General features: G+C 30.9%; 10 protein-coding genes and 1 other RNA gene. 2 read left to right on the forward strand and 9 right to left on the reverse strand.

Annotated features, from left to right (window positions below):
* Positions 1-25 precede the first annotated feature (25 nt).
* Positions 26-1,528 (reverse strand): bifunctional metallophosphatase/5'-nucleotidase, encoded by a 1,503-nt coding sequence (locus tag Q0L44_RS07695; protein ID WP_296637254.1) that lies wholly within the window; start codon positions 1,526-1,528, stop codon positions 26-28.
* 29 nt (positions 1,529-1,557) lie between these two features.
* Positions 1,558-2,418, reverse strand: a complete 861-nt coding sequence (locus Q0L44_RS07700; RefSeq protein ID WP_296637256.1) for a hydroxymethylglutaryl-CoA lyase — start codon at positions 2,416-2,418, stop codon at positions 1,558-1,560.
* A 166-nt stretch (positions 2,419-2,584) separates the two neighbouring features.
* Here Q0L44_RS07700 and Q0L44_RS11570 point away from each other — a divergent pair, with 166 nt between their 5' ends.
* Together Q0L44_RS11570 and Q0L44_RS11575 are read left to right on the forward strand one after the other, a co-directional pair.
* Positions 2,585-2,881 carry a hypothetical protein gene (locus tag Q0L44_RS11570; protein WP_366085254.1) on the forward strand — a complete coding sequence of 99 codons (297 nt, stop codon included), beginning with the start codon at positions 2,585-2,587 and terminating at the stop codon, positions 2,879-2,881.
* On the forward strand, positions 2,856-3,332 hold the full coding sequence (locus Q0L44_RS11575) for an MFS transporter (protein WP_366085256.1): 477 nt from the start codon (positions 2,856-2,858) through the stop codon (positions 3,330-3,332). Before Q0L44_RS11570 ends, Q0L44_RS11575 begins: the two co-directional genes overlap by 26 nt.
* Before the next feature lie 497 nt (positions 3,333-3,829).
* On the opposite strand, the gene Q0L44_RS07710 is transcribed toward Q0L44_RS11575, so the two are convergent.
* The 7 genes from Q0L44_RS07710 to Q0L44_RS07740 form a co-directional block, all read right to left on the reverse strand.
* Positions 3,830-6,607, reverse strand: coding sequence for a bifunctional aconitate hydratase 2/2-methylisocitrate dehydratase (locus tag Q0L44_RS07710; protein WP_296637258.1), 2,778 nt, complete (start codon positions 6,605-6,607; stop codon positions 3,830-3,832).
* Positions 6,608-6,844: 237 nt separating this feature from the next.
* Positions 6,845-7,151, reverse strand: an RNA gene (gene rnpB, locus Q0L44_RS07715) — RNase P RNA component class A.
* A 162-nt stretch (positions 7,152-7,313) separates the two neighbouring features.
* Positions 7,314-8,438 carry a molecular chaperone DnaJ gene (gene dnaJ, locus Q0L44_RS07720; RefSeq protein ID WP_296637259.1) on the reverse strand — a complete coding sequence of 375 codons (1,125 nt, stop codon included), beginning with the start codon at positions 8,436-8,438 and terminating at the stop codon, positions 7,314-7,316.
* Positions 8,439-8,521: 83 nt separating this feature from the next.
* Entirely contained in the window at positions 8,522-9,070 is a 549-nt protein-coding gene (locus tag Q0L44_RS07725) for a nucleotide exchange factor GrpE (protein ID WP_296637261.1), read from the reverse strand.
* A gap of 121 nt (positions 9,071-9,191) precedes the next feature.
* Positions 9,192-10,496 (reverse strand): UDP-N-acetylglucosamine 1-carboxyvinyltransferase, encoded by a 1,305-nt coding sequence (gene murA, locus Q0L44_RS07730; protein ID WP_296637263.1) that lies wholly within the window; start codon positions 10,494-10,496, stop codon positions 9,192-9,194.
* 3 nt (positions 10,497-10,499) lie between these two features.
* Entirely contained in the window at positions 10,500-11,147 is a 648-nt protein-coding gene (locus tag Q0L44_RS07735) for a DUF4290 domain-containing protein (protein ID WP_296637264.1), read from the reverse strand.
* A gap of 131 nt (positions 11,148-11,278) precedes the next feature.
* The gene (locus Q0L44_RS07740; RefSeq protein WP_296637266.1) at positions 11,279-13,600 is read right to left on the reverse strand and encodes a UvrD-helicase domain-containing protein; all 2,322 of its coding nucleotides are present in this window, start codon (positions 13,598-13,600) and stop codon (positions 11,279-11,281) included.
* Positions 13,601-13,680: the final 80 nt, after the last annotated feature.

Here is a 13,680-nt window from a genome sequence, read left to right on the forward strand (position 1 = left end):
AAATCTTGAGCTTTTTACTTTTATATTATTTCGTTTTTAAATAACTAACTACAGCTTTTCGAATATCATAAGCCTTTTCATCTTCTTTAGGATGATATACTGAGTAGACCTCTTTGTTTTCTGGAGATAAAAATGGGATGTCAAATCCTTTTAATAAATAATCAGAAAAAGCAGCAATATACGTTTTATTTAAATTAATTTTTTGATTGTTGATGTACCAAGTATCCCCCACTTTATTTGTATTAAATCTCTGTAAGTAAGCTCCTGTAGCTGAAGCTAACTCTCCATAATCCAAAACACGTTTTAATAACCTACCTTTAATTTTAGCTTTTACAATTGCACCACCAAATGGTAAAACCCTAAAAATATCCATTGCAGTAATGGCACCAACTAGTTGATCATCAATACGAATAGAACCACCGTTAACCAAAGCACAATCTACCTTATTATCAAATACAAACGACATAGATTCTGTAATTACCTCACCTAAATTTGTTTGCTCACTTCTAATAGGAGCATCTCTTCCATCTAAAGGAATAGTAGAAGAATAAATCACTTCATTAGGTTTAGGGATAACTTTACTAATTTCAGTAGTTAAAATGGATTGCCATTTGTTAACAATAGAATCAACCTTTCTATCAGGTTTAATGGTATTATTGATTTCTTTTAGTTCAGAATTTACAGTAATTTCTTTTGTCTCTTTATCATAAAAAATTCGATGTATATAAGCAGTTTTTGCGTTGGCATCTGCTTTAGTTATAACTCCATTTTTAGTCTCAACTCGCATATTAGTATGATCATGACCACCCATTATTAATGGTATTTCTGGCAAAAGTTTTGCAATTCTTTTATCATTGGTAATTTTTACGTGTGTTAATCCAAACACAACATCTACTGAATCTTTAAGTGCTTCATAATTAGCTTTAACTTTTTTAAACATATGATCATAAACAACATAATCTTTTGGGTTTGATTGAATACAAACACTTACAAAGCCAACTTTAATAGATGTTCCATCATCATCCACCAATTCTTTAATATATGTTTCTGGGATATATTCTATTTGTGAATTTACTTTTTTATGAAAAGGACGTTTTAAGCTATCATTATGAGAGACATTTCCTGCAATCCAGGAAAAAGTGCTTTCATTTAACCTTTTTTGAAGGTCTTTATAAGGTAAATCAAACTCATGATTTCCAAAAGCTACAAGATCAAAATTCATAGCGTTCATAACTTCTATCATTTGTTTACCTCTAATTCTTTCTCCGTTTACTTTTAAGGAACCAATTAACGAGGGGTTTAAAAAATCACCAGCCATAAAAAGCAATGTATTTTTATTTTCTTTTAAGAGTGTTTTATGAATAGATTCTACCCGTGCTAAACCTCCAAATTTACCTCCCTGAATTGGTGCTATTTCATAAACATCATTTAATTGTAAAAATGTAAAAGAAATTATTTTGTTATCCTTTTTACAAGAGATTATTAAAAAAAACATGCAAAACATTAGTGCTAATTTCTTTGAATTCATTTTTTTGAATGGTTTTTGCATAACTTTAATTAATGATTAAATACCTCTAAAGCCTTATTGTAAGCACTTTCAAAACTCATAGGCTTAATATTTGTTTCTACTTTTTCTTTAGTAAAATAACTTAATAATTTTTCTGTAGGCATATTACCTGTAAGTTCATTTTTAGCCATTGGGCAACCTCCATAACCTTTTATGGCTCCATCAAATCGTAAACAACCCGCTTTATGAGCAGCATCTACTTTTTCGAACCATTTGTCTGGAGTTGTGTGTAAATGAGCACCAAATTCTATATTACTAAACTGAGGTATTAAGTTAGAAAACAAATACGCTATAACATTTGGTGTAGAGGTACCTACAGTATCTGAAAGTGACAAAATTTTTACCCCCATACTTGAAAGTTTTTCGGTCCACTTCCCTACTATTTCAACATTCCATGGGTCTCCATAAGGGTTTCCAAAACCCATTGACAAATAGGCTACAACTTGCTTTTTAGATTTATCAGCTAAGTTTAAAATTTTATCGAGTGTAACTATAGATTCTTTAATTGTTTTATGAGTATTTCTCATCTGAAAATTTTCAGAAATAGAAAACGGATACCCTAAATAATTAATTTCCTCAAACTGAACAGCATCCTCTGCTCCTCTATAATTTGCAATTATAGCTAGTAATTTACTTTTTGTAGTGCTTAATTCTAATTGAGACAATACAGCTGCTGTATCTCTCATTTGAGGTATTGCTTTTGGTGAAACAAAACTCCCAAAATCAATAGTGTCAAAACCAACTTTTAATAAAGAATTTATATACAATGCCTTTCTATCAGTAGCTATAAAATGAGACTTTATACCCTGCATAGCATCTCTTGGACATTCTATTATTTTGACATTTTTCATTAATCCAAATATAGATAAAGTAATGATGAATAGAAATTTTTCTAGTTGATTATTCTCTAATTTATACTAATTTCGTTACCTAATAATTACACAAAAACACATACTACCTGTTATTGTAATTTCTCAATTTTGTTGCACTTCTTTATGGTTTGCTACAAATGGTGTAATGAGTGCTGTAGTTTTAGAATATCAGTTAGAAAGCAATGCTATTGGCTGGTTAACTTCTGCTGTACAATTTGGTTTCATTACGGGAACTTTACTTTTTGCTCTTTTTACAGTTAGTGATCGAGTTTCTCCTTTTAAAGTATTTTTTACGAGTGCTTTATGTGCTGCCTTTTTCAATTTCTGTTTTATACTAGAAACCGAAAATTCTTCTTACTTGTTGATATTTAGATTTTTAACAGGATTTTTTTTTAGCAGGGATTTATCCTGTAGGAATGAAAATTGCTATGGATTATTTTGATAAAGGGTTGGGTAAATCTTTAGGTTTCTTAGTAGGTGCTTTAGTTTTAGGCACAGCACTTCCCCATTTAATAAAAGATTTCTTTATTGATACTTCTTGGAAGTTTGTAATTATTTTAACCTCTATACTATCTGTTATTGGTGGTTTTCTTATTCTATTTTTCGTGAAAGATGGTCTATATAGGAAACGAAATAATAGTTTTGACATAACAACAATTTCAAATGTTTTTAAAAAAAATGAATTCAGAAAAGCAGCTTTTGGTTATTTTGGACATATGTGGGAGCTCTACACATTTTGGGCCTTTGTACCTATTATATTATCTTCATATAATGAAATACATTCAAATTTAACCATTAATATCTCTCTACTGTCTTTTTTAATTATTGGTATTGGTAGTTTGTCTTGTATTTTTACAGGGTATATTTCTCAAAAATTAGGAGAAAAAAAATAGCTTTTATTTTTTTATTTGGATCTTTCCTCTGTTGTTTAATAGCTCCTTTTTGTTTGCTTGTTGATAGCCAAACTCTGTTTATAGTATTTTTAATGATATGGAGCTTTTTAGTTATTGGTGATTCTCCCATGTTTTCCACCTTAGTAGCCCAAAATGTAGCTTCTAAAAACAAAGGTTCCGCCCTAACTATAGTAAACTGTTTAGGATATTCTATAACTATTTTAAGTATCTTAATTATTACAGAAATAAATTTCACTTTTCAATCTAATTTCATATTCATGTTATTAGGCATTGGGCCTGCATTAGGACTTTTTACCTTTCGTAAAAAAAGGGATAACAAAACTGATATAGAAATTTAGTAGTTATTAAAATTTATTGATGGCTTTGTTTATTTAAAAAAAAGAAATAAATAAGATAAAATGATTATACTTATTTATAGCATAAAAAAACCTAGATTAATCATCTAGGCTCTTTTTACTATTTAATAAAATGAAAATCTAACCTACTAACTGTTTTGTAGAAGGCTTAAACTTTGTTAAAATAATACCATCTACAGCAGCTTGATACTCTTCAATAGTTGGTGTTCTTCCTAAAATTGTTGATAGAACTACTACTGGTGTAGAAGATAATAATGATTCTCCTTTTTTCTCTTCAGAATCTCTTACTACTCTTCCTTGAAATAAACGTGTAGAAGTAGCCATTACAGTATCACCTGCTTCAGCTTTTTCTTGGTTACCCATACACAAGTTACATCCAGGGCGCTCTAAGTATAACATATTTTCATATTTAGTACGTGCCAACCCTTTTGGAGCATTATCGTCAAATTCGAAACCAGAATATTTTACTAAAACATCCCAATCTCCTTCTGCCTTTAACTCGTCAACAATATTATAGGTAGGTGGTGCAACAACTAAAGGAGCATTAAATTTAACTTCTCCTTTTTGTGCTTCAATGTTCTTCAACATTTGTGCTAATATTTTCATATCACCTTTATGAATCATACAAGAACCTATGAAGCCTAAATCTACTTTTTTGGTTCCTCCATAGAAAGATAATGGTTGAATATTATCGTGTGTATAACGCTTAGAAACATCTTCATTATTAACGTCAGGGTCAGCAATCATTGGCTCTATGATCTTATCTAAATCAATAACTACTTCTTGATAGTATTTAGCATCAGCGTCTGGTTTTAAGGCAGATTTAGTCCCTGTATTTATTTCAATAATTCGTGTATTTGCTTTATCAACTAATCCTTTTAAATCTTGTTTTGGATTATCCATTCCTTTATCAATCATAATTTGAATACGATCTCTAGAAATTTCTAATGATTCTATTAATGTTTCATCTTCAGAGATACAAATAGATGCTTTTGCTTTCATCTCTGCAGTCCAATCTGTAAATGTAAATGCTTGGTCTGAAGTTAATGTTCCAATATGAACTTCAATAATTTTACCTTGAAAAACATTTTCACCATCAAACTGATTTAACATTTGTTGTTGTGTAGCATGAACTACATCTCTAAAATCCATGTAAGATTTCATTTCACCTTTAAAAGTAACTTTTACTGACTCTGGAATTGGCATAGTAGCTTCACCTGTGGCTAATGCAAGTGCAACTGTTCCTGAATCTGCTCCAAAGGCAACTCCTTTAGCCATACGTGTGTGAGAATCTCCACCTATAATCACATCCCAATCATCAACAGCAAGATCATTTAATACCTTATGTATAACATCAGTCATTGCATGGTATTTTCCTTCTGGATGACGAGCTGTAACCAAGCCAAAATCATTCATAAATTTCATTAACCTTGGAATGTTAGCTTTAGATTTATCATCCCAAACAGAAGCTGTATGACAACCTGATTGGTAACCACAATCTACAATTGGAGAAATTACGGTTGCAGCCATATTCTCTAATTCTTGAGAAGTCATTAAACCTGTAGTGTCCTGTGAACCAACAATATTTACTTCTACTCTAACATTTGAGCCTGCATGTAATGTTTTACCTGGAGTAGTACCTACTGCATTTCTATTGAATATTTTTTCAACTGCTGTCAATCCTTGTCCATCAATAGAAACTTCTTTTGCAGCTGCATAAACTTGAGGAACATCAACACCCAAAACTTTACAGGCAAAAGTTTGTAATTTTTTACCAAAGACAACAGCATAAGATCCCCCTGCTTTTATAAACTCCTTTTTAGGTGGTGTTAAGGCTTCAGAAATATCTTTAACTTCTTTTCCGTATTTATATAACTTTTTTGTTTTTGTATTTATAGTAAGAACAGTTCCTGTATTTACAGAATATTCTTCCTTTAAGATTGGTTCTCCTTCTTCATCTACAATTGTGTTACCATCTGCATCTTTTTGCTTTACCCAGTTTTTTAAGTCGATACCAATTCCACCAGTTACACCTACAGTAGTTAAGAAAATTGGTGCTATACCATTAGTACCCGCAATTACTGGAGCAATATTTATGAAAGGAACATAAGGACTCGATGGTATACCTGTCCATAATGCAACATTATTTACACCAGACATTCTAGATGAACCAACACCCATAGTACCTTTATCTGCAATTAACATTACACGTTTATTTGGATGCTTTTCTTTTAATGCCAATAATTCATTTTGCATTTCTTTGTTATGCTCAAACATACACTGACCATGTAATTCACGATCTGATCTTGAATGTGCATCTGCTCCTGGAGATAATAAATCTGTAGAAATATCTCCAATACCAGCAACAAATGTTACAATTTCTATTTCCTCTTCTATTTCTGGCAATTTTGTAAAGAATTCAGCCTGAGCGTAACTCTCTATTAAATCTTTAGCTATTGTATTTCCTGCTTGGTATGCTTTTTCTAATTGAGCAGTATCTGCTTCATATAAAAACACTTGAGTTTTTAATACTTTTGCAGCCTCTTTTGCTATTTCAATATCATTTCCTAATGCTAGATCTAATAAAACCTTTACAGAAGGACCACCTTTCATATGAGATAACTGCTCAAAAGCAAAACCTGGTGTAATTTCCTTTACAACTTCTTCTTTAAGAATAATTTCTTTTAAAAATTTAGCTTTTACTACTGCAGCACTTGTAGTTCCTGGTAAAACATTATAGATAAAGAAATTTAATGAATCTTCTCTAAATTCGTTTTCTAAGTCTTTTATCTGTTCAATTATTGTGCTTAATAATTCTGCACCATCAATTGGCTTAGGGTTTAGCCCCATTAGTTTTCTCTCTTCAATTTCCTTTAGGTAGTCTTTGTAAATATTCATAAAATTATGTAATAGAAATTTTTGGTTTATTAATTTTACTACTCTATAAAAGTTAATTTAAAAATTAAAGAAATAGACTAGTAATTATTGCAATTTAACAAAGTTAAAGTATTAAAATTAAATTTGAAAGATAAATAATAGATTCGAGTAATTAATAAATAAAAAAATGCTATTCTTTAGTTTTGTAGAATTATTCGAAATAAAAATAAAGAAAAAGGGAGTATTTTTAAATTAAACATAAAAAGCAGACTAATAAGCCGAATTCTGTTCCAATAAAATTGGTTCTTATCATTTATCTAGTTTTAAAATTACTTTTAAAATCTATCTGCCTACCCTTTAGAATCGAGCGAGTAGCTCTCAAACTCTAATTTACATGACATTGCACCTCATAGAGTTTACCTGGTTTCACTACAGCCGAACTGTACTTGCTTTCTGTTGCACTTGTCCTCAACTTACGCTGGACGGATGTTATCCGCTATGAATACTCTTTGGTGTCCGGACTTTCCTCTTTAAATAATTTAAAGCGATAAGATAAGTCTGCTTATTTTATGTTTAATCTTAAATCTTAAAATAAAACCCAATCAAATATAGTATGAGTAGGAAAAATTGCTATGAAAAAGAAAAATGTTATTAAAATTATTTAATAACTGTACAAATTTAGTACAATTTCATGAAAAAAAATAATTTAACAACTTTTTGTAGATATTTATGAGAACATATCTTTCACTTTCTCAAAAAAAGACTTGTCTGATGTATTTGGATTTGGAGAAAAGTTTTCGTCCTCTAACATATTTTCAAAAAAGTTTCTTTGTTCTTTATTTAGTTCTTGTGGTGTCCAAACATTTATATGAATTAAGAAATCCCCTGTTCCATATCTTTCAATGCTTGGTAGTCCTTTACCTTTTAGCCTTAATATTTTTCCAGATTGCGTTCCAGCATCAATTTTTATTTTAACCTTACCTGTAACAGTTTCTACCTCTTTACTTGTTCCTAAAACAGCTTCAGAAAAATTGACATATAAATCATAATGAATATTAGTTCCCTCTCTCTTTAATTTTTCGTGAGAGATTTCTTCTATAAGAACCAGTAAATCTCCAGGAATAGAATTTTTACCTGGAGCTTCATTTCCTTTACCTCCAACTTTTAATTGAACACCTTCTGTAACCCCAGCAGGTATATTTATAGAAACTGTCTCTTCTTTAACAACCAAACCTTGAGCGTCCGAACCATTTGGTTTGCTGCTAATAATTTCACCGGCACCAGAACAAGTTGTACAAGTTGCTGCAGTTTGCATTCTACCTAAGATAGTATTTGTAACTCTCATTACTTGTCCAGATCCATTACAAGTAGAACATGTTTTATAAGTTACACCATCTGCCTGGACTTTTCTACGAACTTTTACTTTTTTCTCAAGACCCTTGGCAATTTCTTCTAAAGTTAATTTTACACGAATTCGCATATTACTTCCTTTAACTCTAGCTTGTCTTTGGCCTCCACCACCAAAGCCTCCCCCGAAACCACCACCTCCAAAGATGTCTCCAAACTGGCTAAAAATATCATCCATATTCATACCTCCACCTCCGAAGCCTCCTCCTCCTTGAGGTCCATCGAAAGCTGCATGACCATATTGATCATATCTTGCTTTTTTATTTTCGTCACTGAGTATTTCATAAGCTTCTGCTGCTTTCTTAAAGTTCTCCTCAGCTGTTTTATCATCTGGATTTTTATCCGGATGATATTTAATTGCCATTTTTCTATAAGCTTTCTTTATTTCAGATTGTGATGCTGATTTAGAAATACCTAATATTTCGTAAAAGTCTTGTTTTGCCATGCTTTATTTTTTTGTCAATAGCTTTAATTCAAAATACAGATTAAAGTGATCTGAACTAATGATTAATTGCTAAATCTTCTTTATTACTGTCCTATTACAACTTTTGGATAACGAATAACTTTGTCGCCAAGCTTATAGCCTTTTTCAACACAATCGATAACTTTACCTTTAAGATCTTCAGATGGTGCAGGAATTTGAGTTATCGCCTCATGTATTTCTGCATCAAAAGCGTCTCCTGAGTTGGTTTCTATTTTTGATAATCCTTTTTGTTCTAAGGTATTATAGAATTTATTATAGATTAGCATTACACCTTTACGAAGTTCTTCTGCTTCTTTATCATCTTCTATATGCGTTAAAGCACGTTCAAAATCATCTATAATTGGCAGTAAAGATGTCATTAATTCTTGACCAGCCGTTTTAAATAACTCAACGCGTTCTTTAGAAGTACGTTTTTTATAATTTTCATACTCTGCAAACAACCTTAGAAACTTATCTTTTTCTGCTTGAATTAGCTCTTCACTAGAAGGTTCTTCAACTTCTTTTTCTACTTCAACGTCTTGATTACCTTCAACTTGAACTTGCTCTTGCTCGTTATTTATTTCCTCTTCTTTAATTTTATCTTTTTTACTCATTTTAGTATTATCATTTTTATTTTAACATTATATTCAAAAATATTGCCAATAAAAAAATAGTGCCAATTTGACACTATTTAATGTAAATGAAATTAGTAAATATTTTCACTAAACTAACGTCTTAAATTCTCTCGATCTTAGCACCAATAGATTTTAGTCTTGCCTCAATATTTTCGTACCCTCTATCTATTTGCTCTATATTATGTATAATGCTTGTGCCTTTTGCAGAAAGTGCAGCAATTAATAATGATATTCCTGCTCTAATATCAGGAGAAGTCATTGTTGTTGCTTTTAATGAACTTTCAAAATTGTGGCCAATTACAGTTGCTCTATGTGGGTCACATAAAATAACTTTTGCTCCCATATCTATTAATTTATCTACAAAAAACAGACGGCTTTCAAACATTTTTTGATGAATTAAAACAGTTCCTTTTGCTTGTGTTGCTATTACTAATAAGATACTCAACAAGTCTGGAGTAAATCCTGGCCAAGGAGCATCTGCTACTGTTAGTACAGAACCATCTATATAACTTTGTATTTCATAAGAATCTTGCTCAGGAATGTAAATATCATCATCTCTTTTTTCAAATTGAATTCCAAGTTTTCGAAAAACACTTGGTATTTGTCCTAAATTCTCCCAACTTACGTTCTTAATGGTAAGTTCAGATTTTGTCATCACAGCAACACCAATCCATGATCCGATTTCAATCATGTCTGGTAGAACACGATGTGTACAACCTCTTAATGAATCTACGCCATTTATAATTAATAAATTAGAACCAACACCAGTAATATTGGCGCCCATTGAATTTAACATTTTACACAATTGCTGAATATATGGCTCACAGGCTGCATTGTAAATTCTTGTTATTCCTTTTGCTAAAACAGATGCCATCAAAATATTTGCAGTACCTGTTACAGAAGCTTCATCTAATAACATTTCTGTTCCTAAAAGTTCTTCTGCTTCTACACCATAGAAACGTTCTTCTTTATTATAACGAAATGTAGCACCAAGCTTTATAAAACCTTCAAAATGTGTATCTAATCTTCTACGGCCAATTTTATCTCCTCCAGGTCTTGGAATATATCCCCTTCCAAATCTGGCTAACAAAGGCCCAACGAGCATAATAGAACCTCTTAATGAACTTCCATCTTTTTTAAACTTTTCAGATTCCAAATACTCTAAGTTAAGATCATTAGCCTGAAAAGTATAAGAGTTAGTGTTGTGTTTTTCTATATTAACTCCTAATTCTCCTAAAATAAAAATTAATTTATTTACATCTATAATATCAGGAACGTTCTGTACTGTAACTTTTTCTGGTGTTAGTAAAACAGCGCATAGAATCTGTAAGACTTCGTTTTTTGCTCCTTGAGGAGTTATTGTTCCATTTAGCTTATAACCTCCTTCTATTTTAAATGATGCCATAGTTTAATATCTTTTTCTGCCCTTATTGTTGTTGGCCTTTTTATGATTGTTCTTTGCTTGGCTTTGTCCCTGAGAATTTCTTTTCTTCAATAAATTTTTACTTTCAGAAAGTGTTTCTTCAGAATCTCTTAAATCGATTTTATTGTTAGAAAGATCATATAAGTGTTTGTAAATAACAGCATCATCTACTGTATCTTTATTCCAATTCAGATAACATTTTTTCATATGATTTGCAATTGTATACACAAGTGCATCCTTTTTATCACCATCTTCCCAGCTTAAAGCAACATCAATCATTGTTTGAATGTTATTCCCATAATAACGATACCTTGAAGCATATTTTGGGTAAGGTAAACGTTCTGGTTTTTCATGTAGTTCTTCTTTTGAAGGAGTAGGATATGGAGAATCTACATCTAAATTGAATTTAGACATTATAAATAATTGGTCCCATAATTTATGCTTAAAATCAGGTACATCTCTTAAGTGAGGTTGTAGGTTACCCATAACGTCAACAATTGCCAATGCCATTTTGTTTCGCTCCTGTTTGGTTTCTAATGCCAAGCAGTGATCTATAAGTTTTTGAATATGTCTTCCATATTCTGGAATAATCATTAAAGTTCTTTCTGAATTGTATTCTAAGTCGAATGTCATTTATCTAATTTTGTGAAGTGTAATTTTAAAAAATATTCCACCTAGTTTGTGAGAAATAATTTTTCTAATAGTACTTTTTTGTAGTTTAAAGCTGCAAAATAACATTTTATTTTTTACTTATGGTTAAATTTTTAGCCAATGACTCTTAATTTAGCAAATTGTAATAATAATTTCTTTTTTCCTACAGTACTAAATTTAATTTCAGCTTTCTGATTCGGGCCTTTTCCTTCTAATGCAACAACTTCACCAGCGCCAAATCTATTGTGTTCAACTATATTCCCAACAACTACTTTGCTATCAAATAAATTAGTAGTAATTGTAGTTTGAGAAACTTTCTTAAGATTTTTAGGAATTATAATTTCTTTCTTTTTTGCCAAATCTCGTTCCATTTTTTTGCGCTGAATTGGTTTTTGAAAACGAATTCCTTTGGGAGCATCATCAAAAATACTTTTGTCAACAAAACGGTTAATAGATGGTTCCGGAATTTTTGGTGCTATGTAATTTAAGAATTGATCATCTATTTCTTCTAAAAACCTACTAGGCTCTGCATCTACTAATTTACCCCATCTGTAACGTGTTTGTGCATAGGACAAATACGCAACTTTTTCTGCTCTAGTTAGGGCTACATAAAAAAGTCTTCGTTCTTCTTCTAATTCGCTTCTTGTATTCATGCTCATTGCAGAAGGAAACAAATTTTCTTCTAAACCAACAATATATACATATAGGTACTCTAATCCTTTAGATTGATGAATAGTCATTAGAGACACAGTTGGCTTGTTATCGTTTTTTTTAGTATCAAAATCTGTAGCTAATGCAACATCTTCTAGGAATGTTGTTAGAGAGGCATCTTGGCCTTCTTCAATTTTATCTGTAATAAAATCTTTAATTCCATTTAAAAGTTCTTGTACATTTTCTACCTTACTTACAGCTTCTGGGGTTCCATCTTTTTCTAAATCTTTAATAAGTCTAGTCTCTTTAACAACAATTTCAGCAATTTCAAATGCATTTTTAGTTTGCGATTCTATTTGCAACCTAAGAATCATATTCATAAAGTTCTGCAACTTATTTTTTGTTCCACCATTTATTTTTACATCTATCTTATCAATGTACCTTATAATCTCAAAAATGGATTTTTTATAATGGTTTGCTGCAATAGTCAATCTATCTATTGTGGTTGCTCCTATGCCTCTAGCTGGGTAATTGATAATTCTTTTTAATGCTTCTTCATCATTAGGGTTTATAAGTATTCTTAAATAGGATAAAATATCTTTTATTTCTTTTCTCTGATAAAAAGAAATCCCTCCATAGATTGTGTAGTCTATATTCTTTTTTCTTAATGCATCTTCAATAGCTCTAGATTGTGAATTTGTTCTATACAAAACACAAAAATTATCTTGTGTCATTTGATGATTCATCATATTTTCCCAAATAGACTGAGCTACAAAACGTCCTTCTTCACCATCAGATATAGTTCTCATTACTTGAATTGAATCTCCTGCATCATTAGAAGTCCATACTTCTTTATCTAGTTTTGTTTTATTTCTTGCAATAACAGAATTCGCTGCGTTTACAATGTTTTTAGTAGATCTATAGTTTTGCTCTAATTTAAACGTTTTTACATCTGGGTAATCTTTCTGGAAATTTAAAATATTCTGAATATTTGCACCTCTAAAGCTATAAATACTCTGAGAATCATCTCCCACAACACAAATATTTTGGAAACGATCTGCTAATGCTCTTACAATAATGTATTGTGAGTGGTTTGTATCTTGGTACTCATCTACCATTATATATCGAAACCGATCTTGGTATTTTGCTAAAACGTCTGGAAAACGAGCTAATAACTCATTAGTTCTTAACAATAAATCATCAAAATCCATAGCTCCAGACTTAAAGCATCTGTCTACATATTCCTTATAAATATCACCTACTTTTGGTCTAGAAGCGTGCATGTCTGCTTCCTGTAAGTCAGAATTATTAAAGTAAGCTCTTACTGTAATTAAACTATTTTTAAATGAAGATATTCTACTTAAAATTTGTTTTGGTTTGTAACGCTCTTTATCTAAATTCGTTTCTTTAATAATTGAACTTATTAAACGAACTGAATCTTGAGTATCATAAATTGTAAAATTTGAAGGAAAACCGAGTTTATCTGCCTCTGCTCTTAAAATTCTTGCAAAAACGGAATGGAAGGTTCCCATCCATAAGTTTTTAGCTTCGCTTACACCTACAACTCCTGCTATTCTCTCTTTCATTTCTCGAGCAGCTTTGTTTGTAAATGTTAATGACAAAATATTAAAAGAATCTATACCAGATTGCATTAAATGAGCAATTCTAAAGGTTAAAACCCTTGTTTTTCCTGAACCAGCTCCTGCAATAATAATCATTGGTCCATCTTTTTGAAGGACTGCCTGTTTTTGAGCTTCGTTTAATGATTTTAAGTAAGTTGTCAAAAGTTATTTTTAAAAATTATAAAATGTGAATTTAACCAAAGTAATCGTTTTTGTAAAGCTAGAAGTATAGTTTTTATTCA

The organism is Polaribacter sp., from assembly GCF_024639685.1.
Lineage (GTDB): Bacteria > Bacteroidota > Bacteroidia > Flavobacteriales > Flavobacteriaceae > Polaribacter.

What these genes read in the sequence shown, in the direction of transcription:
- murA (WP_296637263.1), bottom strand. Translation starts at nt 10,496, where the DNA reads ATGGCATCATTTAAAATAGAAGGAGGTTATAAGCTAAATGGAACAATA.
- Q0L44_RS07695 (WP_296637254.1), bottom strand. Translation starts at nt 1,528, where the DNA reads ATGAATTCAAAGAAATTAGCACTAATGTTTTGCATGTTTTTTTTAATA.
- Q0L44_RS11570 (WP_366085254.1), top strand. Translation starts at nt 2,585, where the DNA reads ATGAGTGCTGTAGTTTTAGAATATCAGTTAGAAAGCAATGCTATTGGC.
- Q0L44_RS07710 (WP_296637258.1), bottom strand. Translation starts at nt 6,607, where the DNA reads ATGAATATTTACAAAGACTACCTAAAGGAAATTGAAGAGAGAAAACTA.
- dnaJ (WP_296637259.1), bottom strand. Translation starts at nt 8,438, where the DNA reads ATGGCAAAACAAGACTTTTACGAAATATTAGGTATTTCTAAATCAGCA.
- Q0L44_RS07725 (WP_296637261.1), bottom strand. Translation starts at nt 9,070, where the DNA reads ATGAGTAAAAAAGATAAAATTAAAGAAGAGGAAATAAATAACGAGCAA.
- Q0L44_RS11575 (WP_366085256.1), top strand. Translation starts at nt 2,856, where the DNA reads ATGAAAATTGCTATGGATTATTTTGATAAAGGGTTGGGTAAATCTTTA.
- Q0L44_RS07735 (WP_296637264.1), bottom strand. Translation starts at nt 11,147, where the DNA reads ATGACATTCGACTTAGAATACAATTCAGAAAGAACTTTAATGATTATT.
- Q0L44_RS07700 (WP_296637256.1), bottom strand. Translation starts at nt 2,418, where the DNA reads ATGAAAAATGTCAAAATAATAGAATGTCCAAGAGATGCTATGCAGGGT.